The 24,230-nt window shown below is 53.6% G+C and carries 18 protein-coding genes; 16 read left to right on the top strand and 2 right to left on the bottom strand.

Translation table 11 applies throughout. The annotated features are described in order from the left end of the window. From ACQY18_RS02790 to ACQY18_RS02770, 5 genes are all read left to right on the top strand, one after another. Window positions 1-1,113: hypothetical protein (locus ACQY18_RS02790; protein WP_428038766.1), on the top strand; the 1,113-nt coding region annotated here is incomplete at its 5' end. Between the two features lie 27 nt (window positions 1,114-1,140). Further along, window positions 1,141-1,782, top strand: coding sequence for a ribonuclease HII (locus tag ACQY18_RS02785; RefSeq protein WP_428038765.1), 642 nt, complete (start codon window positions 1,141-1,143; stop codon window positions 1,780-1,782). Then, window positions 1,779-2,132: a YraN family protein gene (locus ACQY18_RS02780; RefSeq protein ID WP_428038764.1), complete on the top strand. Its 354-nt coding sequence runs from the start codon at window positions 1,779-1,781 to the stop codon at window positions 2,130-2,132. Before ACQY18_RS02785 ends, ACQY18_RS02780 begins: the two co-directional genes overlap by 4 nt. Before the next feature lie 18 nt (window positions 2,133-2,150). Then, complete coding sequence (locus ACQY18_RS02775) at window positions 2,151-2,972, top strand: purine-nucleoside phosphorylase (RefSeq protein ID WP_176777050.1); 822 nt, start codon at window positions 2,151-2,153, stop codon at window positions 2,970-2,972. A gap of 51 nt (window positions 2,973-3,023) precedes the next feature. Continuing rightward, window positions 3,024-4,433: an oligosaccharide flippase family protein gene (locus ACQY18_RS02770; protein WP_428038763.1), complete on the top strand. Its 1,410-nt coding sequence runs from the start codon at window positions 3,024-3,026 to the stop codon at window positions 4,431-4,433. 74 nt (window positions 4,434-4,507) lie between these two features. Here the strand turns inward: ACQY18_RS02770 and ACQY18_RS02765 are convergent, their stop codons facing one another. Beyond that, a complete protein-coding gene (locus ACQY18_RS02765; RefSeq protein WP_428038762.1) occupies window positions 4,508-5,137 on the bottom strand; it encodes a hypothetical protein in 630 nt (209 codons plus the stop codon). A gap of 36 nt (window positions 5,138-5,173) precedes the next feature. On the opposite strand from ACQY18_RS02765, the gene ACQY18_RS02760 reads away from it, so the two are divergent. From ACQY18_RS02760 to nagA, 11 genes are all read left to right on the top strand, one after another. Further along, window positions 5,174-6,214, top strand: coding sequence for an MraY family glycosyltransferase (locus ACQY18_RS02760; protein WP_428038761.1), 1,041 nt, complete (start codon window positions 5,174-5,176; stop codon window positions 6,212-6,214). Further along, window positions 6,204-7,436, top strand: coding sequence for a protoporphyrinogen/coproporphyrinogen oxidase (locus ACQY18_RS02755; protein WP_428038760.1), 1,233 nt, complete (start codon window positions 6,204-6,206; stop codon window positions 7,434-7,436). The genes ACQY18_RS02760 and ACQY18_RS02755 overlap by 11 nt, the downstream gene beginning before the upstream one ends. Then, a complete protein-coding gene (gene nadD, locus ACQY18_RS02750; protein ID WP_176777055.1) occupies window positions 7,433-8,563 on the top strand; it encodes a nicotinate (nicotinamide) nucleotide adenylyltransferase in 1,131 nt (376 codons plus the stop codon). The genes ACQY18_RS02755 and nadD overlap by 4 nt, the downstream gene beginning before the upstream one ends. Further along, a complete protein-coding gene (locus ACQY18_RS02745; protein WP_428038759.1) occupies window positions 8,533-9,420 on the top strand; it encodes a LytR C-terminal domain-containing protein in 888 nt (295 codons plus the stop codon). The genes nadD and ACQY18_RS02745 overlap by 31 nt, the downstream gene beginning before the upstream one ends. 57 nt (window positions 9,421-9,477) lie before the next feature. Beyond that, on the top strand, window positions 9,478-10,011 hold the full coding sequence (rsfS, locus tag ACQY18_RS02740) for a ribosome silencing factor (RefSeq protein ID WP_428038758.1): 534 nt from the start codon (window positions 9,478-9,480) through the stop codon (window positions 10,009-10,011). Window positions 10,012-10,022: 11 nt separating this feature from the next. Then, window positions 10,023-11,615: an arginine--tRNA ligase gene (argS, locus tag ACQY18_RS02735; protein ID WP_428038757.1), complete on the top strand. Its 1,593-nt coding sequence runs from the start codon at window positions 10,023-10,025 to the stop codon at window positions 11,613-11,615. Window positions 11,616-11,714: 99 nt separating this feature from the next. Beyond that, window positions 11,715-17,657 (top strand): alpha-2-macroglobulin family protein, encoded by a 5,943-nt coding sequence (locus ACQY18_RS02730; protein WP_428038756.1) that lies wholly within the window; start codon window positions 11,715-11,717, stop codon window positions 17,655-17,657. Window positions 17,658-17,761: 104 nt separating this feature from the next. After that, window positions 17,762-20,260 (top strand): phosphoenolpyruvate--protein phosphotransferase, encoded by a 2,499-nt coding sequence (gene ptsP / locus ACQY18_RS02725; RefSeq protein WP_428038755.1) that lies wholly within the window; start codon window positions 17,762-17,764, stop codon window positions 20,258-20,260. A gap of 11 nt (window positions 20,261-20,271) precedes the next feature. After that, window positions 20,272-21,762: an N-acetylglucosamine-specific PTS transporter subunit IIBC gene (nagE, locus tag ACQY18_RS02720; RefSeq protein ID WP_428038754.1), complete on the top strand. Its 1,491-nt coding sequence runs from the start codon at window positions 20,272-20,274 to the stop codon at window positions 21,760-21,762. Next, window positions 21,753-22,568: a glucosamine-6-phosphate deaminase gene (gene nagB, locus ACQY18_RS02715; protein ID WP_428038753.1), complete on the top strand. Its 816-nt coding sequence runs from the start codon at window positions 21,753-21,755 to the stop codon at window positions 22,566-22,568. Before nagE ends, nagB begins: the two co-directional genes overlap by 10 nt. Then, window positions 22,565-23,716: an N-acetylglucosamine-6-phosphate deacetylase gene (gene nagA, locus ACQY18_RS02710; RefSeq protein WP_428038752.1), complete on the top strand. Its 1,152-nt coding sequence runs from the start codon at window positions 22,565-22,567 to the stop codon at window positions 23,714-23,716. The genes nagB and nagA overlap by 4 nt, the downstream gene beginning before the upstream one ends. A 67-nt stretch (window positions 23,717-23,783) precedes the next feature. Here nagA and ACQY18_RS02705 read toward each other — a convergent pair. Then, a partial coding sequence (locus ACQY18_RS02705) for a type IV pilin protein (protein ID WP_428038751.1) occupies window positions 23,784-24,230 on the bottom strand: 447 nt, incomplete at its 5' end.

Genomic DNA, 24,230 nt, shown 5'->3' with positions numbered 1-24,230 from the left:
GTTCATAACCAACAAGCCTCCGCCAAAAAAGCCAAAGGCAAAAAAGCCCGCGTTAAAAACGCCGCTCTGGAACGCATTAACCAGCGGCGGGAAGAAGCGGCCCTCACCCGCCTGTCGGACGACGTAGGGGAGCGCATTACCCAGCAGACCGTTAAACAGCGCACCGCCAAACAAGCCGCGCATGCCAAAAAAGTAAACGCCCCGGATAAAAATGTTCCTTTTCACTTAAAAGAAGCCCTTACCGATATTGTCATGCGCAACCCGAAAGACGTTATGGCCGCATGGGCGCAAATGAATTCCCTGCGCATCAAACGGGGGGCCGTAAAAAACCCGGATTATTTCCAACAATTTGCCACCATTTATTATAAAGATAACCTGCGCACGCTTACCCCGCACATGTACCAGTTTTTCGGGCAAGTGGCCAAGGCGCGCTCCCCCCGGCTGGAAAAAGAAGTATTGGGCCGGATGAAAGAATTATTCGCCCTGGAAGGTGATTTAATGGCCCAGGTGTTTCCCGGCGGGCAAGACACCCGCTTGCGCCTGCGCTACTTAAAAAATTTGGAATCCGTCAACGGCGAAGCCTTTGACCCCAAAGCGTTGATTTTTTCTTACGAGCAAAAACTGACGGATTCTTACAATATGGTTTCCATCCGCCACATTAAACCCAACTCCGTACTGCGTATCGGGCGCAACAAATACCCGGTGGCTAACTTTAACGGTAATTTAGACGATATTTTGGAACTGTATAAATTTTTATTGGATAAAAAGAGTTCGCCGGAAGGACTTACCGTTATCTTTGACCCCAAAACCAAACAAATGGCGTTGTATTCCAAAGATAAAAGCGTTTGGCTCCGCGTGACTCCGCACGAATATTCCGCCTTAAACCGCCTGCATATTCATATCAACGAAATTAAAACCGTCAACCTGGTGACGAACGGCCACCCCTCGCCCCAACAGGTTATGTTTAATTTCTTCGTGCCCATTTCCCCCGAGTCCGGCAGTGGGTTGCGGCATTGGAAAGCGGAAGATTTTTACCAAAAAATGGTATTGGCCCCGGTGGAAGAACTCAAAAAAACGCCGGGTGTAAACGTAATTATCGGGTCTATCTTCTAAAACTGCTATAATAAAAGAACGTTTATTATGAAGACGCCCCTGCAAGATTTTGACAAAAACACCGCTATCCAATACGAAACGGATATACTCATTGGTATAGACGAAGCCGGGCGCGGCCCGCTGGCGGGCCCGGTGGTGGCTTGCGCGTGTTATGTTCCCCCCTCTTTAACTATATATTTTTCGGACGTCAACGACAGCAAAAAAATTACCGCCAAAAAACGCGAAGAAGTTTTAGCCCGCATGCGCCATTTGGGCGTATTATATGGGGTGGGGTTTGCCTCCGCGCGGGAAATAGACCGCCTGAACATTTTACAAGCCACTTTTTTAGCTATGCGCCGCGCCAGTGTAAAGTTCACCGGCATTCCGGCCCCGCTGGTGCTGGTGGACGGCCCGCACCTGGTAAAAGGGCTCAACTTGCGCCAAATAGCGGTGGTGGACGGGGACGCCAAATCCTTAAATATCGCGGCGGCCAGCATTGTGGCCAAAGTAGCGCGGGATAAATATATGGAAACCTTGGATAAACTCTACCCGCAGTACGGTTTTGCCGCCCACAAAGGCTACGGCACGGCCGCCCATTTGGAGGCCCTGCGCAAATACGGCCCCTGCCCGCAGCACCGCCGTTCGTTCGGCCCGGTGCGGGCGGTGTTGCAGCCGTCTTTATTGCCATGAACACACAAGGCCGCGCGGGAGAGGAACAAGCCGCCCGATTTTTAACCGCCCGGGGGTGGCGTATTTTAGAAAAAAATTACGCGGCGCCCTGCGGGGAAATTGATTTAATAGCGTTAGACGGTAAAACCTTGGTTTTTGTGGAAGTTAAGGCGCGGGCATACAGCGCGTTCGGCGGGCCGCTGGCGGCCGTCACCCCGGCCAAACAGCGGCGCATTGCCCAAACGGCCGCGTTATATGTAGCCGGTAAACGCTTAAAATTTGATAGTATTAGATTTGATGTGGTGTGTATTCTGCCGGATAAAACGGAACTTATTTCTCATGCGTTTACACCGCCCAGAACCACCCTATAAATTAAATGTGGAGGAATTATGACCCAATTAGCGCAAGTAAAAAAAGCAGCCGCTTATATCAATAAGAAAACCAAAAATTTCCAACCGGAAATTGCCCTAATTACCGGCTCCGGTTTAGCGGGCTCCATTCCGCCGTTGGAACAGGAAATTAAAATTCCGTATTCTACTATTCCCGGGTTTTTACAAAGCACCGTGCCCGGCCATAGCGGCAATTTGATTTTTGGCGTATACAAAGGCCGCAAACTTGTGGTTATGCAGGGCAGATTCCACTATTACGAAGGCCACCCCATGAAAGATTTGGCCATTTCTATCCGCACCTTAAAAATGCTCGGCGTGCAAAAACTGTTGGTGTCCGCGGCGGTGGGCTCGCTAGATATGAAGCTCAAACCCGGCGCCTTGTGCGTACTGAAAGACCACATCAACTTTATGTGCAACAACCCCTTAATCGGCAATCACGACGAATCCTTCGGCCCCATGTTTTTTGACTTGTCCGAAGCGTACGACAAAGCCATGCGCAAAGTAGCCCTGGCCGCCGCCAAAAAAGCGGGCGTGGTAGCGGGCGAAGGCGTTTATTTGGCCGCCACCGGCCCCAACTTTGAAACCCCGGCCGAAATACAAATGTTCAAAAAATGGGGCGCTACCGTGGTGGGTATGTCCGTCGTGCCGGAAGTGTTAGTGGCCCGCCAATGCGGCATTAGCGTACTGGGCTTGGCGTGGGTAAGCAATATGGGTTGCGGGATTGCCAAAGAACCGCTCTCCCATGCGCAAACCATCAGCGAAACCAAAAAAATTGAAGGCAAATTCAAAAAATTGCTGGAAATTTTGTTTGTAAAATTATAAGGATATTCCGCTCCGCACGGGTTTTTACGCCCGTGCGGGCTTTTTTTATTTATGGCAAAAGATATTAAGCGCCTGGGCAAAGAAACACTGGTTTACGGTACGTCTACTGTGCTGGCGCGGCTGCTCAATTTTTGTTTAGTTCCGTTTTATACTTATTACCTGCTTCCGCAGCAATACGGGGCGATTGCCACCGTGTTTGCCGCTATTGCACTTTTAAGCGTTGTTTTTCTGTTTGGTTTAGACCAAAGCTATTTGCGTTTTGCCAGTGATGCCGAAGACAAACATAAGGTTTTCCGCCAATGTTTTTACGGCGTACTGGCTAATGCGCTTGTTCTGGGCGGGCTTTTGTATGTGTTGGCCCCGCAGGCGGCGCGCGCGTGGGGACTGGGCGAAGACTTTGGGCTTTTTCAACTGGCCGCCGCTATTTTGTTTTTAGACGTCCTAAATATGATTGCATTTACCAAACTGCGCCTGGAGCGCCGGGCGTGGTATTTTGCGGGTGTGAGGGCGTTTTCCATTGTAGTCAATGTGGCGCTCAATGTACTTTTCCTGGCGGTACTGCACCATGGGCCAAAATCCATTTTATGGGCCAATATCGGGGCTTCTTTGGCTTCTTTGGCGTTATTAATACCTGTATGGGTGCCGGAATTAAAAAGCCATAATCCGTTTTGTTTTGATTGGAAATTGCAAAAAGAAATGTGGCATTTTGCATGGCCCTTTGTGCCGGCCGGAGTAGCCAGTTTGCTCGTCAGCGTGATAGACAAGCCGATTTTGGTGCATTTGGTAGGGGTGGAACAGGTGGGGGTTTATCAGGCAAACTTCAAAATAGGCGTATTTATGATGCTTTTGGTGTCTATGTTTGACCAAGCCTGGCGGCCGTTCTTTTTGGCCCACGCCAAAGACAGCGACGCTAAAGATACCTTTGCCAAAGTGCTGTCTTTTTTCTTTGCGCTGGGCAGTTGGTTTTTACTGGGGATTTCCTTTTTAATGCCGGATATTATCCAAAGCAACCTGTTTGGCAACTTCCACTTGATTAGCCCCAACTACTGGGGCGGCTTAAAAATTATACCGCTTATTGTGACGGGTTATTTTTTCTATGGGCTGTATATCAATTTTATGGTGGGGCCGGTGCTGACCAAAAAAACCCGCGTTTTGATGTGGATTACCCTGTTGGGGGCCGCGGTGAGCATTACCACCAATTTGTGTTTGGTGCCGCGCCTGGGCATTACCGGGGCCGGGTGGGCGGTGGCGCTGAGCTATGCGGCCATGGCTAGCGCGCTATTTGCGTTTACGCAAAAAGTATACCCCATTGGCTATGAATACAAAAAACTTATTTTGATGAGCGCCGTTTGCGTAGCCACCGTGCTGGCCGCGTGCTACTGGCACCAAGCGGTATGGGCGGAAGTGGTTTTGCTCACGCTCTACCCCGCGTGGATGGGGCTAATTCTCAAAAAAGCGTAGTGCCTATCCGTTTTCAAGCAAACAAAAAAGCCGGCCTTTCGGGCGGGCTTTTTTTAGGATGTTTTTTCCAATGCTTACCGTACGCTGATGAGCGTTAAATCTAACGTAATTCCCCCCACCCGGTATACGGCCACATGAGGGATTTCCAACGCGCCGTCCGCATCCACCGGGGCGTATTCGTCATAGGCCAGCTCGGCCTTGCTGAGCAGGGCGGAAGATTCGGCCGCCGACGGATATTTAGCGCCTTCTTTATACGACAGGCGGGTTTTGCCCTCTTTATTTTTATAGGTCAAAAATTCTTCCCCGTTTTTTACGCGGTATCCGCTAAAAGTGCCGGGGTCCGCCAGTAAAAGTTGCAAAAATTGGTTAATGCGCCCGCGGGCAAACGGCGTATCGGCATCCTTAAACAAATGCTTATACGCCACGCCGGAAGACGACACCACGGCTTCCATATATTTATATGCGCCCTCCCCCAACAAAAGCACATCATAATCGTCCGGGCCAACCTTTTTGACCCGCAACACGCCTTGCAAATAACCGTCCGAAAGTTGCGCCACCACCTTAAACGCTACCTGTTGCCGTCCGCCGGCAAAATAATCTACCCGCTGGTGCCCGCGCGCCCCGGCCGGAATGGTTTTTACTCCCACCGTACTGCACGCCGCCAACAGGCAAGCCGTAAACATTAAAAATATTTTTTTATACATATCCTTTTTCCCCCTATTAATGATATTATAGATATTATGAACTCTTTTGTCCTGTACCTGCTTTGTTTGGCCCTGGCGTGTGCCGTCACGGCGGGGAGTCTGCCTGTGGTGCGCCGCCTGCTAGCCCCGCGGTTTATGGACTCCCCCGGCGGGCTGAAACACCACGCCCGGCCGACCCCGGTTTTAGGGGGCATTTGCGTTATGCTGGGCATAGCGGCCGCCTTGGTATGTATCCGGCTGATTACGTCTTTCCCCACCGGCACACTGCATGCCCTGCGGGGCATTTTATGGGGGGCCGGGATTGTTTTTATTACCGGGGTAGCGGACGACATGCACAAGCCGGAAGGGGTCAAATCCTGGGTCAAACTGGTAGCGCAAGGGGCGGCGTCCGTTATTTTAATGGCGTACGGGGTGCATATCCAGGTGTTTGATTGCCCGTGGTTGGATTATCCCCTCTCCTTTTTTTGGGTGATTGGCATTACCAACGCATTTAACTTGTTAGATATTTCCGACGGCCTTTGCACTTCTCAAGCGGCCGTGAGCGCCTTGGGGCTCGCGTGGATTGCCCTGCCCGGCGAAGCCGTTTATGTCAATTTTGCGGCCCTGGCGCTCTTGGGGGCGTGTATCGGTTTTTGGCCGTATAACCACGCCAAACGCTTGAAAACTTTTTTGGGCGACAGCGGCAGTATGCTGCTGGGCTTTTTACTGGCCGCCTTATGTATGGGCACCGGATACAGCCAACACACCAACTTGGGTTTTTTGGCGCCGTTTTTTATTTTGGCGGTGCCGCTGTTTGATACGTTATTTGTTATGCTGGCCCGCGCCTTAAAAGGCAAAAACCCCTTGGCGGGAAGCCCAGACCATATTGTCCAACGCCTCAAACGCGCGTTTCACTTTTCCACCCGCACGGTATTAACCCTTTACATTTTATGGGCTTTATTTAACAATTTACTGGCTTTTGCGCTTACCCGGTGGAACGCTTATTGCGCCCTGGCCTTAATGATTTTCAGCGCCGTATATATGGCGGCGGCTTGCCTATTTTTACTGCATACAGGAAACCCGGCCCATGAAAACTAAAGTGCTTATTATCGGCGCGGGGCTTACCGGGCTCAGCGCGGCTTACCACTTGGAACAGGCCGGATTTTACGATTACCTCCTGTTGGAAGCCGCCCCCACGCCCGGCGGTTTATGTAAAAGTACGGAAAGGCAAGGTTTCACCTTTGATAAAAGCGGCCATTTGCTCCACCTGCGCGACCCGTACGCCTTGGATTTTTTCCGCCGCCTGTTGCCTTTGCACCGTTTAGAACGCAACGCCGTTGTTTATACGCAAGGGGTGCAAATCCCGTTTCCGTTTCAGGCCCATACTAATTTATTGCCGCAACCCGCGCGCGCAGTGTGCCAAAGCGGGCTTAAAAATCCGCCCGCTATAAAAGAACCCAAAACCTTGCAAGAGTGGGGCCTGGCCGCGTTCGGCCCCGGCGTATACCAATACTTTTTGAAACCCTACAACACAAAACTATGGGGCGCAGACCCCGCCAACATGACGGCGGAATGGTGCGGCGCGTTTATCCCCCCCGCCCAAGCCAAAAGCGGCCAGAAATTAGGCTATAACGCCCATTTTTATTATCCTGTAAAAGGCGGAGCCGAGGCCGTTATCCGCGCGTTGGCGGCCCGCGTAAAAAATTTGCACACCCATACGGCCGTGCATACAATCCACTGGCCCTTAAAAACCGCCCGCACGGCCCGCGGGCCGGTGGCTTTTGAGCGGGTTTTATCCACCGCGCCCCTGCCGGATTTTTTGCGTTTGGGCGGGCTCGGCGCATTGGCAAAGCCGCTTACGGCCGCGCCTATCCGCGTGCTGAATGTGGCGGTCAAACATCCGTTTAACCGCTTTCACTGGGCGTACTTCCCGGACGAAGACGTGCCGTTCTACCGGGTGGGGGTGCAAAGTGCGTTTTCCCCCGCCAACGCGCCGGAGGGCTGTGCCTCTTTTTATGTGGAATTACCCGGCAACACGCGGCCTTCCCCACAGGAAGAAACCCGCATTTTGAGCGCGCTTGCCCAAAAAGGTATAATAAAAAAAGAAGCCGTTTTATTTACTTTTTGGCAGTATTTACCACACGCTTACGCGCTGTACGATTTCGCCCGCACGCCCGCCGTACAACAGGCCGTCCGCCGCCTAGAAGGCTTGGGCGCGCTTTTGGCCGGCAGATACGGTTTGTGGGAGTATTCCTTTATGGAGCGGGGGTTCCTGCAAGGGCGCCAAGCGGCATTAGATTTATTAAAGGATTTAGCATGAAGATACTTGTTTTCGGGGGCAGTTTTGACCCGGTACACCAAGGCCATGTGGCCTTATTCAAAAAAGCGTTAAAGGCTGTGTCGCCCGACGTGGCGCACATTGTGCCGGCGTATCATTCTCCGTTTAAGGCCAAATCGCCCACGCCGTTCAAACTGCGTATGCAAATGCTCAAAAAAGCGTTTGCGGGGCTGGGCAAAAACATCATTTTTGACGATTACGAACTTAAACGCGGCGGCAAAACCTACACTTGCCAGTTGATTGAATACCTGCAAAAACGCTATAAAAAGCCGGAAATTTACCTATTGGTGGGTACGGATTGCCTAAACGACGTACACAACTGGAAAAACCCGGAAATCATCTTTAACAATGCCGTAGTGGTGGCCGGCAAGCGCAAAGGGTATGACGAAAACCCCGCCGCTTTTAAGCATATTTTTCTGCCGGGGTTTTTCCCAAAACTCTCGTCCAGCCGGGTGCGCGCGCACATTTTAGCCTGCGGGGAAATACCCAACACCGTTCCCGCCGCCGTCCGCCCGCTGATAGAGCAACACCAGCTGTACGGTTTATCCATTCACGCCTGGTTAAAAAGCCACCTCAAAACCAACCGCTATATTCACTCCAAAAGTGTGGCGGAACTGGCGGCCGTACTCAGCGATATTTATAATGTAAATGTGGAAAGCGCCGTAAAATGCGGCATTTTGCATGATGCCGGCAAAAGTATGTCCGGCGAACAGCTCATCCGCTTTTGCAAAGAACACAAAATCAAGGCGCCGTTTTTTGAATCTATCTGCGCCCAAGAGCCCAGCCTGTTGCATAGCTACGTTTCCCGTTGGCTGGCCCGGAACGTTTTTAATGTAAAAGATAAAGACATTCTAAACGCGATTGCCGAACACACCTTGGGCAGTTTACGCATGAGTACGCTTTCCAAAATTCTGTTCGTGGCGGATATTTCCTCCAAAGACCGCAAATATAAAGACGCGTTTGTTATACGCAACATGGCCCTGCAAGATTTAGACCGCGCCCTTTTATATGCGGCCAACCGTAAACTGCTGTTTACCATAGATTCGCAAAAATGGCTTTGTCCGTTAGGTACCCGCTTATGGAATCATCTGGTAGAAAACGCCCGGTAATGGGGCGCTGGCTGTTGGTTTTCTTTTTAGCCGCGGTGGGCCTGGCGGCTTGGGGGCAGTTGTCCTCCCCTTTTGCCCAAATTTTAACGCGGCGCCCCAATGCCAATGTGTATTTGTTGGTACTGGCCAAACCCAATGTACTTATCCAATACAACCCGCGCGCCAAAAAAGCGTTAGTTAAAGAGGCCCCCTGCAAACACTGCGACCGCGCCACCGCGCCCGATTTACACTTGCCGGACAATGCCGTTGTGCGCCGCTATACGCCCTTTCAGTTTGATAAAGATGTGGTGTGGGAACGCTTCAAACACCGTTTGGAAACCTGGCGCTACAACCCGTTTTTACTGGTACCGCTCCCGTACCATTATATAGCGGCGTACCTGTCCGGCCGGACGGATTTATCCCCGGCGGAAGCCACCTTGGCCGCGCTGGAAATAACCAAACTGGAAATAAACGATTTTACCGTAAAAATTACGCCTTTTACCAAACGCAAAAAAGCGCCGGAGCCGGATGCCATCCTCCCGCCGGTGGAAGACAAAGCCCCGTTAGCGGTGGAAGACCGCCCAATCGTGGTGGAAATCCTAAACGCGTCCGGCAAAAAGGGCCTGGCGTTGGCGCTCACCCAGTATTTGCGGGAGCAAAACAACAAGGGGCTCCTGCGGGTGGATGTGTTGCAGTATGACAACTATCCCGGCGGAAAACTGAAAGAAACCCGCGTGGTGGATTACAGCGGAAGGCGTATTCAGGTAAAGCAGTTAAGCAGTGCCATCGGCGTACGGCGGGAAATAACCACCGAGCCGCGCGGAACCGCCATTTGCGATACGCGCATTATCCTGGGGCAGGATTTTGAAATGCCTTAATCTCCCATATATACGCAAAAAATGCTAGACTAATGTATATTATTACAGAGGTGGAAAATGAACACAAAAGAAATCGTGTGCTTGGCCGCGCGTTATGCGGACGATAAAAAAGCAGAACAAATTAAAGTAATAGATTTGGGCGGTCTGTCCTCTCTGTGCGATTACATTGTAATAGCCACGGTCACCTCCAAACCGCATTTGGAAGCCGTGGAAGAAGAAATCAGCACCAAATTAAAACAAGAAGGCATTTATAAAATCAACCGTGACGGCGTGGAAAGCAACGTCTGGCGCGTGAGCGACTACGGCAGCTTTTTAGTACACCTTATGACGCCCGAAGCGCGGGAATTTTATGCCTTGGATAAAATTTTCAGCTTTGGCAAAGAAATAGACTTCACCTTGCCGAAACCCAAAAAAGCGGCCGCCAAAAAAACCGTAAAAAAAGCCACCGCCGCCAAAAAGGCTACGGCCAAAAAGACGGTTGCCAAAAAAACCGCAACCAAAAAGACGGCTACCACTAAAAAAGCCGCCGCCAAAAAAACTACCGCAACCAAAAAGACGGTCAAAAAAACCACTAAAAAGACCGCCAAATAAAACCGATTACCATGTTAGATAAACTAAAAAACGAAATTAACTTAAAACTTACCAGCGCCGCATTCTTCCAAGGGCAGGCTTTGCCGTCCGTGGAGTTTGCCGCCGCGCCCGCCCATACCGGGGCGGACATATCGCTTTCCTGGGCTATGTCCTGCGCCAAAATCCTGCGCAAAAGCCCGCTGGAAATTGCCAAAGAAGCGTGTAAAGTAATCCGCGAAGTCAACGCCGTGACGGATGCCGTGGCAGTGCCCCCCGGGTTTATTAACATTACGCTGGACGACAACTTTATCATCAATACCGCGCGGGACCGCCGCATTAAATCCCGCGAGGCCGAAGACAGCAAACACCATATTTTAATAGAATTTGTTTCCGCCAACCCGACGGGCCCCCTGCATGTGGCCAGCGGGCGCGGGGCCAGCTTGGGCGACAGTTTGGTTAAAATCCACCGCGCCTTGGGCTACTCTTGCGATAGCGAATACTATGTGAATGATGCCGGCAACCAGGCCGAACTGTTGGCGGCGTCCGTTAAAGCCCGCAAAGAGGGCAAAGAACCGCCGGAAAACGGCTATCACGGTTCTTACATTATAGATTTAGCCAACCAAATCCCGGCCGATTTGCCGGAAAGCGAATACGGCCGCTGGGCCATGGAAACGCTGATTAAAACCCAACAGCAGGACATGAAAGATTTTCATGTGGATTTTACCCGCTGGTTCCGCGAATCCGACTTACATAAAGAACACGCCCCGCAAAAAGCGTTGGAATTTTTAACCGCCAAAGGTTATACTTACGAAAAGGAAGGCGCCGTTTGGTTCGGCTCCACCAAAGACGACGAAGCGCAAGACGATAAAGACCGCGTGCTGGTGCGCAAAGACGGCCGCCCCACTTATTTTATGGCGGATATTGCCTACCATAAAAATAAATATGACCGCGGCTACGACGAACTGATTGATATTTTAGGGGCGGACCACCACGGTTATGTACCGCGTATGAAAGCCGCCGTACACGCCTTGGGGCACGAAGAAAACTCCTTTGTACCCATTATCCACCAACTGGTGCATTTGACGCAAAAAGGCGAACAGGTAAAAATGTCCAAACGGGCGGGGCACTTTGTCACCCTGCGCGAACTGATGAATGATGTAGGCACGGACGTGTGCCGCTTCTTCTTTGCCAGCCGCACCCCCAACGCCCACATGCTGTTTGATTTGGACCTTGCCAAAACGCAATCCAACGAAAACCCTGTTTTTTATGTGCAGTATGTCCACGCGCGGATTCACTCCATTTTCCGTGCGGCGGCCGAAAAGAATATTTCCATGGCCGACGGCGTACGCACCCCGCTTGCCCCGCAAGAACGCGCGCTTCTATTAAAACTGATTTGGTTTAAGGAAGTTTTACGCAACTGCGTGCGGGATTTAAGCCCCCACCACCTGACGACGTATCTGACGGAACTGGCCGGGTTGTTCCATGCGTTTTATGATACCTGCCGGGTGCTGGACGAAAATGATTTGCAAACCACGGGTTCCCGCCTGTTTATCTGCCACCGCGTTGCGGAGCGGATTAAAAAAGGCTTGGAATTTATTGGTGTAAGCGCCCCGGAACAGATGTAAAACCGGGCACTTCAAACAGTATTTATATTACGGAAAATCTCTTTCCCTTTCCCAAGGTGAGAGATTTTCCTGTCTATATCCGTTAAGAGAGGTTCTCTGATGAAAAAACTGTATTTTTTAGCCGCGGCCTTGTTGTTGGCTCCGGGCGCCTTTGCGGCCCCTACCGAGGCCGACACCGCCTTTGAGGAAGGCAACTTTTCGGCCGCCTTAAAAGCGTACCAGCAAGCGCTTCCGGCGGCGGATTCCAAAGCGGCGCGCTACAAAACCCAACTGCGCATTACCGCCTGCCAATATATGTTGGGGCAATACCTGCAAGCCGCCAAAACCATGTACGGCTATGAACTGCCGCAAGAGGACCTTTGGAAAGCGCGTTTTTTGCTGTACCGGATTCACACCGGGCAACGGGTAAAGAATATATACGCCGCCACCCTGCCCAAAGCGGAAGAAGAAAATGTTTCCGGCAATTTGGAAAAATGGACCGCCGCCCAGTGGGATGACGCCCTGGATACGGATTTCCAAACGCTTTGGAACCTGCGCACCGCGCTGATTAACGCCCCGGTTAAAGACGAAACGCTCATTTTATCCGTCAAAGATACCGACGAAAAACGCATTCCCACCCTGTTTGATTTTACCTTAAATTTATGGAAAGAGCGCCTGGTACAGGCGGACCTGCCGGCCCCCCTGCCGCGGGCCGAACAATTTACCTCGGCCTCTTTCAAGGCGGAGCCCAACGCCCAAAACGCGATGGAAAAACTGGCCGCTCTGCTAGACGAAGCCGCCCGCCTGGACGGGAAAAACCGCCAAAATGCCAAAATTTTCTGGCGCGCAGACCGTTTAACGCTCCCGTTTGATTATGCGCACCGCTTTGAAATGACGGACGCCCAAGCGGCCCGTCTGCAAACCGCCGCCCGCCTAGAAGAAATTGCCGGCTCCAAACCGGCGCCCAAGGGTTGGTTCGGGCGCATAAAAGGCTTTGTAGCGCCGGAAAAAGCGCTGTATGCCCGCGCTTATGCGGCCTACCGCGCGGCCCGGTTGCAAAACGATTCCCAAGCATACGAGGCCGCCGTAAAAACGTGCCAATATGCCACCCAACAACTGGCGGGCAATTATTATGCCAAAGCATGTGCCAATTTGGCGGCGGAAATTCAGGCGCCCTCTTTGCAGGTGCAAGCCGCGCCCATGAACCAAAACCCGCAAGCGCTTAAATTAGCGTTCACGGCGCGCAACATTTCCACCGTCTATGTGCGGATTTACCCCCTCACCCGGGCCGAATTAAAAACCTACGCTAAAACGGACCGTTGGAACCGCACGTTAAATTCTTGGAATTATTTAACCCGCTTGAACGACAACGCTATCCGCGCAATTTTGGCAGACAAAACGCCGCTTAAAACCTTGTCCGGCGCGGTGGAATACGAAAAACCGTACGCCTATAAAGAAACACAGGTAAAATTGCCCGCGTTGGAACGCGGCTTTTATGCGGTACTTTTAGCGCAGGAAGCCGCTTTTAATCCGGCGCAAGCCCCGGTGGAAGCGCTGGTACTGAACGTGACGGATTTGGCCCTGTTTGTCAGCGCGGCGGCCGAAGACAACCCGGACAAATACACCGCGCTCTTAAACGCCAAACCCTCCGTTTACACGCCCAACATTTTCCGCATTTATGCGTTGGACTTAAAAACCGGCGAAAGCGTACCCCAGGCCGATTTAGATATTTTTACGGAATGGAAAGGCACCCGCATACAGGGCCAAACCAATGAAAACGGCGTATTTGAACTGGCCCGCAAAGTGACGGTCAACGCCGAGCGGGCGAATAATTCTTATTTTGTGAACCCGCTGGCCGTTAAAGGGGCCGATACCGCGTTTACCAATGCCCCGGTGTATTTCCATTTTAACGCGCAAGACCCGGTGCGCCTGTTCGCGCAGACGGACCGCGCCATTTACCGCCCCGGCCAAAAAGTGCAGTTTTCCGTACAGGCGTTTGAACAGGTGGTGCGCGGCTTGCAAACCTTAACCGGGCGCCCGGTTAAAGTGCTGTTGCGGGACGCCAACTACAACAAAATTTATTCCGCCACTTTGGACACCAACCCGTTCGGCACGGCGGCCGGCGCGTTTACCTTGCCTCAAGACGCGCTTTTAGGCTCGTTTACCTTGGAAGCCACCCTTTCCGCCGGTAAACGCACGTTCCGCACGTATGCGCATTTTCAGGTGGAAGAATACAAACGCCCCGATTACAAAGTGGAATTTGACAATGATTCCCCCGCCTTACTGGAATTTGGCAAAACGGCCCTGGTGCAAGGCTCCGCCCGGTATTACTTCGGCGCGCCCTTGCAAAACGCCCCGGTCAAATACACCATTTACCAACAGGAATTTATCCCGCCGTTTTTCTGGTGGTATCCGCGCGCGTATTTTAACCGCCCGGAAAAACTCCTGGCTACCGGGCAAACCCAGACCGACGACAAAGGGAACTTCAAAATAGAATTTACCCCCCGCGCGGGCGAGGACAAAAACACCCCGGTCCGCTACCAAATCAAGGCGGATGTATACGACCCCAGTGGCCGCGTGATTACCGCCCAAAACACTTATCAAGCCGCCCGCCAGGCCCATTTTTTTAATGTGCGCTTTACCCAAGGCTTTTATGATGCCGGGCACGCCGCACCGCTTGCCACCGTGCAACTGGCCGACATTAACGGCCGCGCCGCGCACGGCAAAGCAACGGCCGTCATTGATTTATTGGAAAACGCGCCGGACCTTTCCGGCTCCAAGGATAAAAATTTGTTCCCGGAGCAGGACTCCGCATTGGAGCGCGCCTTTGCCCGCACCAAAGCCGTGCGCCAAGTGCTTAAACAGGAAATAGACCTGCGCCAAGCGGACGAAAAAACGCTTTCTCTCCCCGCCTTGCCGGAAGGGATTTACCGCCTGACGCTTACTTCCGCCAAAGCGCAAGATGTGTCTTTAATCTTTGTAGTGGCGGGCGAAACGCCTATGCTCAACTTGCCGGCGGTGGCTCTCGTTCAACACGCGCAGTATTACCCGGGCACCAACGCCAAATTTTTAATCGGCGCCGGCGCTTTAACCGGGGGCAAACATATAGAACTATATGGGGATAAAAATTTTGTTATCGGCAAACAAACCCTGCCCGGCGGAGTGAGTGTTTTATCCGTGCCCGTTCAGGCAGAACACCGCGGCGGGCTCGGCCTGCGTTGGTTTGGGGTTTCCCAATACCAAATGTACCAACAGACCGCGTTTATAGACGTTCCGTTTGACCAAAAACAACTCCGGGTCAACTTAACGGTTCCCGCCACCCAACAACCGGGCCAAAAGACCCGGTGGAGCCTTACCGCCAAAGACGCCAGCGGTGCGGGCGTACAAGGCCAGGCCAGTGTGACGGTGTACGACAGCGCATTAGATTATTACGCCAAGCCGGAAGAGCGCTTAACTCTAAAAGCGTTGTTTGCGCCTATCACGCCCCTGGGCAACGCAAGCGGCAGTTTGTTTAACACCTCCGCAAACACATTGGAGGAGGAAAGCGCGTTTATTAAACTGCCGTTTGAAGATAACTCCGCCCTGCCCTTGCCGCAGTTCAATTTACAGCCGGTCTACCGCTCTTACCGCAACTTTATGCGCGCAGGGGCCAAACTGGCCGCGGCCGGAAATATGCTTATGGCCCGCTCTGCGGCTCCTATGATGGCCGAAGAAAAGGCGGAAGCCGCATTAGATACGGCAGACACCGCCACTCTGGAAAGCGCCGCCCAAGCGCCGGAAGCGGACTCCCCCGCCGTGCGTGCGGACTTTAACGAAACGGCCTATTTTAACCCCGCACTCCCGGTAAACGGCGGGCAGGCGCCCCTCCACTTTACCTTGCCGCAAAGTTTAACCCAATGGAATGTGCGCGGCTTTGTGCTGACCCGCACCGCCAATTTTGGCGCATTTACGGCCACCACCGTCACCCGCAAGGACTTTATGGTCCGCCTGCAACTGCCCCGCTTTTTGCGCGAGGGCGACAAAACCACCCTGCAAGCGGCGCTAACCAACTTAACCAAGCGGAAAATAACCGCGCAGGTGGAGCTGAACATCCAGCAAAACGGTATTGACGCTAAAGAGATTTTCGGCATTAAAAAAGCGGTTAAAACCGTCACCGTTCCGGCGGGGCAGACCGTTTTTGCCGCGTGGGAAAGCACGGTCAATTCCACCCCGGAAATGACCGGTATTACCGTGACGGCCCGCGCCGGACGGCAAATGGATGCCGAGTCCAAAACTATCCCGGTTTTGCCCAGTAAAGAGCGCCTGCTGGCCAGCGTAAGCAAAGCCTTACAAAACGGCTCCAACACGTTGGAACTGACGGAGCTAATCCGCCAACCGCAAGCCAAGCCCGAAACCGCCGTTCTGCAAATCAACCCGAGTTTGGCCCTGAACGTATTTAACCGCGTGCCGCAACTCTTGTCCTCCCAACGGCAAGACTTGCTCAGCCTGCTCAACCGCTATGTGCCGCTCGCGGTCACGCACAGCTTTTACCAGCAATATCCGGCCCTCCGGCAGGCGGCCGACAAACTGCCCAAACGCCATACGCTTACCCCGGCGTGGGACGAAACCGACCCCCTGCGCTTAACGCTGTTAGAGCAAACGCCGTGGCTAGCCATTTCCCAAGGCCGCCCGGTGCAGGAAAGCAACCTCATCAGCCTGTTTGAGCCGGAAACCGTGGCCCGCCAACAAGCCAAAACCGTAGCCGCCCTTAAAAAATATCAAAATGCGGACGGCGCGTTTACTTGGCTCCCCGGCGGAAATGATGACGAATACTTAACCCTCTACGCCTTGGATAACTTTGCGCAAGCCGCGCGGGCGCAGGCGCAACTTCCGCAAGCGATGGTTAAAAAAGCCTATACCTTTGCGCTGTCCGCCGTCAACCGCCGTTTAAGCCAAAGCAAAACGCCCGGCGAAGGGGATGTGGCACACGCCCTGTATGCGGCGTATGTGCTAACCGCGTTCCCGGCGGAGTGGAACGAAGTGAAAACGGCGCGGGAAGACGTGCAAAACTGGGCGGCGTATGCCGATAAATACGCCCGCTTTATGACCCCGCTGGGCCAAACGTATGCGGCGGCGGTCTTCCACCGTTTAGGGCAGGAAGCCAAAGCCCAAAAGTATTTGGATTTGGTCCTTTCCCGCTTGCAGGACGACCCGCTGACCGGAGCGCACTTTGCGCCGGAACCCCAAAGCTGGGTCTGGTACCGCGACACGCTTTCCACCCAAACAGCCACCCTACAAACGCTGTTGGAAATCCGCCCGCAGGCCCCGCAAACGGCGGCTATGGCCCGATGGCTCTTGTTTAACGGCAAAGCTACCGTTTGGGAAAGCCCCCGCTCGGCCGCCCAAGCCGTTTTTGCGTTATTAAATTATATGAACCAAAAAGGCTTTTTAAGTGGTCCCAGCCACTATACGTTGCACTGGGGCCCGGTACAGGAAAAAATCACGCTCCAACCGTTAGACTTTGCGGCGGACCCGCGCTACACGCGCCGCAGCGCCCTCACCAAAGAGTTATACACGGCCCAAATTACCAAACAGGGCGGGGCGGAAGATTTTGCCTCTCTGTCCGTGGTGTATTCCACCCCCAAGGCCGCGGCCTCGCCCAAAGGGGTCCTTCAGGTCACGCGGGAATACTTCTTAAAATACACGCAAGAGGGAGAGCCCAAATTGCGCCGTTTGGAAGACTTAACCCCGGTACAGGCGGGCGACGAAGTGGAAGTGCATTTAACCCTCACCGCGGAGAGCGCCTTTGACTATGTCCTGCTTTCGGACCCCAAACCCGCCGGATTTGAAAGTGATTCGCTCCTCTCCGGCTGGACGGCAGAGCCGCTACCCATGTATCAGGAAAATAAAGAGGCTTCCACCCGGTTTTATTTGAACCGCGTGCCTGCGGGTACCTTTACACTCACTTATGTATTGCGGCCCGGTACCGCCGGAGAATACCGGGTGCCTGCCGCGCAGGTGCAATCCATGTACGCGCCGGAATTTGGCGCACACAGCGCGGCCGAAACCCTGTATGTAAATTAAACAGGTTTTACCTAACGCCCCGCCCGTTGCGGCGGGGCTTTTTTATTGTCTTTTCCGCGTACAGAATATACTATAATAAAGAAAATAAATAGTAAGGAGTTTATATGCCATCCGTTTTGGAGTTATGTTCCCCCGCGCAGGGATTTTTAAGGCCGTTAGAGCAAGTGCCGGACCCGGTATTCAGCGAACACATGCTGGGCAACGGCTTTGCCATAGAACCGGCCGAAGGCATTTTGTATGCCCCTTTTGCGGGAACCGTCAGCAATATCAATAAAAATGCCCATGCGCTGGTACTCACCCAAAACGGCTTTGAAATTCTCCTGCACATTGGGTTGGAAACGGTGGCCCTAAAAGGCCAAGGCTTTGAAGTATTAGTACAAGAGGGGCAAAGCGTGTCCTGCGGGCAGGCGCTGATTCGCTTTGACCTGGCCGCCCTCAAAAACGCGGTGCCTTGTTATTGGATTATGTGTACCGTCACGGCGCCGGAGGCGGCCCCGGTGGCGTTAAGCGCCCCGCGCGCCGTAAACCCCGGGGAAAAAGTAGCCGTAGCCGGAGCGCAAGAATTTCCTGCCGCCGACACAAGCGCGCCGGAAAATGCCCCCGCTTTTGACAGCGCCCCCATTACCATTACCAACCCCAACGGGTTGCACGCGCGCCCGGCAGGCGTGTTGGCCCGCTTGGCCGCTCAATATGATTTTCCTATTTTAATTGTTTATAACCAAACGGAAACCAACGCCAAAAGCACCGTCAGCATTATGGCTTTAGCCTTGGAAAAGGGCTCCGTTATCCAACTGCGCGCCCGCACGTCAGACGAACAAGCCGCCCAAAGCGCACTAACCGCACTTACGCAAGCGCTAACAGACGGCCTGGGAGAAACGCCCTGTAAATGCGTTTCAAAACCCGCGTTGGATTTTTCCCGGGCGCTCACGCTAAAGGCCTTATCGTGCGGGGGCGGTTTTGCCCACGGCCCGGCATACATTTATACGGCCGGGGAAATCCCGTTTGAAGAAAACGCCCAAAACCCCGCCGCCGAACAAACGCGCCTAAACGAAATTTTAGCCCAACAGGAAGAAACGTTGCAGGAAGAAATTTCCCACGCTTCTTCCGCCGCCGCGCAGGACATTTTGCAAGCGCATTTGGGCTTACTGAAAGACCCGTTTTTGCTTTCCCACGCGCAAAAAATAATGGAACAAGGCAAAACGGCCGCTTTTGCGTTTAACGAGGCTATCCGCACCAGTGTGGAACTCCTCAAAAAAACCAAAAACCGCTTTTTAATGGAGCGTATTGCGGACCTGAAAGACTTACGCAAGCGCGTGCTTTTGGCGCTCAACGGGCAAAGCGCGGCCCTGCCGGCTTTTCCGGCCGGGTGCGTAATTTTTGCCGAAGATTTGCTCCCCTCGGACTTGGCCTTTTTGGAAGGCCGCGTAAGCGGGGTAGTGTTAGCCGCCGGCTCGCCCACCGCCCATGTGTGCATTATGCTGCGCAATATGGGCCTGCCCGCGTTAGCCTGCGCCGGGGAAGAAGTGTTGCAAATCCCCGCCGGGAGTGACACATTTATAGATGCCGCCCAAGGCACTTTATACATCAATCCCTCCGCGCCGGACCGCGCACGCCTGCTGACGGAAATGGACGCCGCCCGCCTGCAACTGGAGCAAGACATACAAGCCGGGCAAGCCCCCGCCTTAACATTAGACGGCGTACGCATTACCGTAGGCGGAAACATCTGTAATGAAAAAGAAGCCCTGCAAGCCTATCAAAACGGGGCGGATTCCCTGGGGTTAGTGCGCACGGAACTTTTATTTTTGCAAAACCAAACCCATGCCCCCAGCGAGGACGAACAACTGCGCCAGTATCAAGGCATTGTAAACGCCATGCACGGGCGGCCCGTCACTTTACGCACGCTGGATATTGGCGGAGATAAGCCGGCGCCGTACCTCAACCTGCCGCCAGAAGAAAACCCGGTTTTGGGCATACGCGGGGTGCGTGCGTACGGAACCAACAAAGAGGTATTTTTATCCCAACTGCGCGCCATGTTGCGCGTGCAACCCGCCGGGCAAGTGCGCATTATGATTCCCATGGTGGGCTTTGTAAGCGAGGCCCAAGCCTGCCGCCGCTTAATAGAGCAGGAAAAACAGGCCCTCGGCATACAGGCCAAAGTGGAAACCGGCATTATGGTAGAAGTACCGTCGGCCGCTTTACTGGCCGAACAGTTTGCCCAAACGGCGGATTTTTTCTCGTTAGGAACGAACGATTTAACCCAATATACCCTGGCCATAGACCGCGGCCACCCGCTGTTAGCCGCCCGCGCCGACCACCTGCACCCGGCCGTACTGCATTTAATTGCACGCACCGGGCAAGCGGCCCAAGCCGCCCATATTCCCGCCGCCGTTTGCGGGGCCATGGCGGGCGATACGGACGCCGTCCCCTTGCTTATTGGTTTAGGGATAACGGAACTGGCCGTTTCCGCCGGAGCGATTGGCAAAATAAAAGCGTTGGTGCGGCGCTTAAACGCGGCGGATTGCCGGGCGTTGGCCCAACAGGCGCTTATCTTGCCGGATGCACAAGCCGTGCGGGAACTGGTGCGCCGCCATTTCAGTAAATAGGAGAAACTTTTATGACACTGCTAAAAACATTTTTTTCTGCCGTCGGGCGCGGGCTCGTTCAACTGGGCAAAGCGCTTATGCTGCCTATTGCCGTGCTGCCGGTAGCCGGGCTGCTACTGCGTTTAGGCCAGCCGGATTTACTCAATATTGCCTGTTTGGCCTCGGCCGGGAATGCGGTATTTAGCAATTTACCCATTATTTTTGCGTTGGGCGTGGCTACCAGTTTTGCGCGCGAACACCACGGCGCGGCCGCGCTGGCGGCGTTTGTGGGGTATGTGATTCAAACGGCGGCTTTTAAGGCGTTGGACCCCGCCGGAGATATGGGCGTTTTAGGCGGCATTATTGCCGGGGTTTTGGCGGGCGCGTTATATAACCGCTACCACGATATTAAACTCCCCCCGTATTTGGCCTTTTTCGGCGGGCGGCGCTTTGTGCCCATTATTACCGGGGCGGCGTGTTTGTTGGTAGCCGTACTGGCGTATTTTATATGGCCGTTTGCCGGGCGGCTGATTGGCGCATTTGGCAACTGGACCATTTCATCCGGCAATATGGGGTTGTTCTGCTATGGGGTAGCCAACCGCCTGTTAATTCCGCTCGGCTTGCACCACATTTTGAATAATTTGGTTTGGTTCCAATTTGGGGATTTCGCCACCCTGCAAAACGGCGTGCAAACCGTTGTTCATGGGGATTTGACCCGCTTTTTTGCCGCCGACCCCACCGCCGGAGCGTTTATGGCGGGGTTCTTCCCTATTATGATGTTCGGCCTGCCTGCCGCGTGTTTAGCCATGTTGACAACGGCCAAAACCACCGCTAAAAAAGCCACGGCGGGACTGTTATTATCTATCGCCTTGACCTCTTTTTTAACAGGCATTACGGAGCCGATAGAATTTTCGTTTATGTTTTTGGCCTTTCCGCTCTATATTCTCCACGCGGTGCTGACCGGGCTTTCCATGGTGGTAATGAATGTATTGCAGGTAAAGCTGGGGTTTACCTTTTCGGCCGGATTGTTTGATTATCTGTTAAGCTATGGCCTGGGGCACAACGGCCTTTATTTACTGCCGGTGGGCCTGGCGTACGGCGCGCTGTATTACGCGCTGTTTGTGTGGGTCATAAAAAAATGGAATCTGCCCACCCCCGGGCGGGAAGAAAGCGCCGCGCCGCAAGCCCAAACCGCCGCCGCGTTAGGCACTGCCCCGCAACCGCAGCCGCAAGCCGCCCCGCAAGCCCAAACCGCCGCCCCGCAACCGCTTTCCCGCGCGGCAAAGTATATTGCGGCGTTGGGCGGCAAAGCCAACATTAAAACCTTGGATTCCTGCGCCACGCGCCTGCGTTTGGAAGTGGTCAACAGTGATTTGGTAGATACCGCCGCCCTCAAGCAATTAGGGGCCCGCGGCGTTGTAAAAGCGGCCGGCGGCATGGTGCAGGTAGTGATTGGGCCGGACGTGGAATTAATCAGTGCGGAAATCCAACACCATTTGCAACAGGACACCCCATGCGCCTAATTATTCCGGCTTGTTCCCCGGGCCAATGGGCCGCCCGCTACATTCAAAAAACGGCCCTGGCATTTTTTAAGAGCCACCCGGCCCAACGCTTTACGCTGGGGCTACCCACCGGGGGAACGGTGGAAGAAATGTACGCCTGTCTGTGCCAACTCTACCAAACCGGGCAGTTGGACTTTGCCCGATTTACCACATTTAATATGGACGAATACGCCCAACTGCCGCCGGATAACCCCCAAAGCTACCACGCGTATATGCGCACCCGGTTGTTTGATACCGTCAACATCCCCGCCCAAGAAATTCACCTGCTAAACGGCCTGGCGCCGGACCCGCACGCTGAATGTGCCGCGTATGAAAGCGCTATCCGGCAGGCGGGCGGCATACGGTTGTTTGTCGGCGGGGTAGGAAGAAACGGACATATCGCGTTTAACGAGCCGGGCTCGGCCTTTTCTTCCCGCACGCGGCTCGTGGAACTGACCCCCAGCACCCGCCAAGCCAACGCGCGCTTTTTTAACCATAATTGGCAAGCCGTGCCCACGCACGCGCTGACGGTGGGCATTGGCACCGTGTCTGATGCGCAAGAAGTGCTTATTTTAGCCACCGGGGAAAGCAAAGCGCCTGTTCTGCACCAATTAGCCGTACAGGCACCCAACGAAAGTTGCCCTATTTCCGCCTTAAAATTACACCCGCGCGCCACCTTATTGGCGGACCGCGCCGCGGCACAATTATTGCCCGAAAACTTGCAACGCGAATTACGCGCACAAGCCGCCGCCTACCCGGCGCAAGACGCGCAACTGGAACTCCCATGAAAACACTTTTTTTACTTAATGTGACGGCCATTACCCCGCGCGGTTTACAGCCGAACCACACCATTAAAATCCAGGACGGGCGCATTACGGCCGTTCTGCCGAATGAAAACGTACACGAATTGCCCGCAGACGTGGAAATTTTTGATGCGTGCGGGGCGTATGCCGCACCGGGGTTTATAGATTTGCACATTCACGGCTACGCCGGGCACGGGCCGGAAAACGCCAGCGCAGACGATTTACTGGCTATGTCCGCCGCGCTGGCTAAAAAGGGCGTTTGCGCGTTTTGCCCCACGCTATATTGCGGAACGGAAGAAGAAATGGCCTCTATTTTGCGCGCCACCGTGGGGGCGTTCGGGCGGGAAACAGGCGCAAAAATGCTCGGCTACCACTTGGAGGGGCCTTTTATTTCCCCCCAAAAACCGGGCGTTATGAAACCGCAGGATATTTTGGCTCCGTCTGTGGACGTATTGGCCCGATTGTACGAGGCCGCACAAGGTAAAATTTGCAGTATGACCCTGGCGCCCGAACGCCCCGGCATGGAGCCTGTTATTGCGTTCTGCCGGGAACACCGTATTTTAATGCAGGCCGGGCACACCAACGCCACTTATGAGGAATTTTTAGCCGCCACCCGCCAAGGCATTACGCACGCCACCCATTTGTTTAACGCCATGAGTCCGTTTAACCACCGCGCACCGGGGGCCGCCGGAGCGGTGCTGTTGCACCCGCAAATTTCGTGCGAAATTATTGCCGACGGCGTACATGTTCACCCGGACGTGGTGCGCTTTTTAGGCCGCATAAAACCGCCCCAACAAATTGCCTTGGTGACGGACGCGCTAAAACCCACCGGGCAAGAAAAGGGCCCTTTTTATGCCAATGGGGAAGAAGTTATTTTGGACGGCGGCGTTTGGAAACGCAAGGCGGATAAAGTGATTGCCGGCTCCGCCCTGACCATGCTAAAAGGCGTGCAAAATTTGGTGCGCTTTGGGTTTACGTTAGCGCAAGCGGCGGCGTGCGCGGCGGCCGTTCCGGCGCGTTTACTGGGGCTGAACACGCGCGGGCAAGTGGCCCCCGGTATGCGGGCCGATTTAACCCTGTTTGACAAGGATTTCCACCTAAAAGCCGTATTTATTAACGGAGAGCGGAAATAGCACGCAATTTTGATGTGAAAAATCCCGGGATTATCAGACCCGGGATTTTTGAAAACACGCGCAACATTTACGGCAATTTGTAGGTAGTGCCGCTAATTAAAGTTCCCCCCATGGACTTACACACTTTTTCATGCCCGAAACAACGGCGCTCCCCAGGGTTGGATGAATTTTGCAGATACTGACGGTAATAAATATAATTCGTACCGTCCGGCAGGCGGGCCTCCACATATAATACACCACTTCCTCCCGCTATGTCCCCTGTACCACCCAATAAATCAATAATTATTCCGTTAGAAAGTTTCACATAACCATCATCGGTTGCCCCACCCGCCAAGGCAACCCCCGGGGGCATGGATACATCCAAGCTGGATACATTCCCCGTATACACACCATTGGCGTTATAGTAAAGTTCTTCCGCATCCGACAAAGTTTTAACCAGCGGAATAACGGCCGCCAAGCGGCTCTTTTTTACGGCCACCTCATATTGCGGCAACGCCACGCCTGCTAAAATGCC

This window comes from Candidatus Avelusimicrobium faecicola, assembly GCA_900540405.1.
Lineage (GTDB): Bacteria > Elusimicrobiota > Elusimicrobia > Elusimicrobiales > Elusimicrobiaceae > Avelusimicrobium > Avelusimicrobium faecicola.
The sequence above is the reverse complement of the archived record's forward strand: the minus strand, read 5'-3'. Positions and strand labels throughout refer to the sequence as shown.

Excerpts from the sequence above, each read along its gene's own strand:
- ACQY18_RS02730 (WP_428038756.1), top strand. The coding sequence starts at position 11,715 with ATGAAAAAACTGTATTTTTTAGCCGCGGCCTTGTTGTTGGCTCCGGGC.
- ACQY18_RS02755 (WP_428038760.1), top strand. The coding sequence starts at position 6,204 with ATGAAAACTAAAGTGCTTATTATCGGCGCGGGGCTTACCGGGCTCAGC.
- ptsP (WP_428038755.1), top strand. The coding sequence starts at position 17,762 with ATGCCATCCGTTTTGGAGTTATGTTCCCCCGCGCAGGGATTTTTAAGG.
- ACQY18_RS02760 (WP_428038761.1), top strand. The coding sequence starts at position 5,174 with ATGAACTCTTTTGTCCTGTACCTGCTTTGTTTGGCCCTGGCGTGTGCC.
- nagA (WP_428038752.1), top strand. The coding sequence starts at position 22,565 with ATGAAAACACTTTTTTTACTTAATGTGACGGCCATTACCCCGCGCGGT.
- ACQY18_RS02765 (WP_428038762.1), bottom strand. The coding sequence starts at position 5,137 with ATGTATAAAAAAATATTTTTAATGTTTACGGCTTGCCTGTTGGCGGCG.
- nagE (WP_428038754.1), top strand. The coding sequence starts at position 20,272 with ATGACACTGCTAAAAACATTTTTTTCTGCCGTCGGGCGCGGGCTCGTT.
- argS (WP_428038757.1), top strand. The coding sequence starts at position 10,023 with ATGTTAGATAAACTAAAAAACGAAATTAACTTAAAACTTACCAGCGCC.
- nadD (WP_176777055.1), top strand. The coding sequence starts at position 7,433 with ATGAAGATACTTGTTTTCGGGGGCAGTTTTGACCCGGTACACCAAGGC.
- ACQY18_RS02745 (WP_428038759.1), top strand. The coding sequence starts at position 8,533 with ATGGAATCATCTGGTAGAAAACGCCCGGTAATGGGGCGCTGGCTGTTG.
- ACQY18_RS02775 (WP_176777050.1), top strand. The coding sequence starts at position 2,151 with ATGACCCAATTAGCGCAAGTAAAAAAAGCAGCCGCTTATATCAATAAG.
- ACQY18_RS02785 (WP_428038765.1), top strand. The coding sequence starts at position 1,141 with ATGAAGACGCCCCTGCAAGATTTTGACAAAAACACCGCTATCCAATAC.
- ACQY18_RS02780 (WP_428038764.1), top strand. The coding sequence starts at position 1,779 with ATGAACACACAAGGCCGCGCGGGAGAGGAACAAGCCGCCCGATTTTTA.
- ACQY18_RS02770 (WP_428038763.1), top strand. The coding sequence starts at position 3,024 with ATGGCAAAAGATATTAAGCGCCTGGGCAAAGAAACACTGGTTTACGGT.
- rsfS (WP_428038758.1), top strand. The coding sequence starts at position 9,478 with ATGAACACAAAAGAAATCGTGTGCTTGGCCGCGCGTTATGCGGACGAT.
- nagB (WP_428038753.1), top strand. The coding sequence starts at position 21,753 with ATGCGCCTAATTATTCCGGCTTGTTCCCCGGGCCAATGGGCCGCCCGC.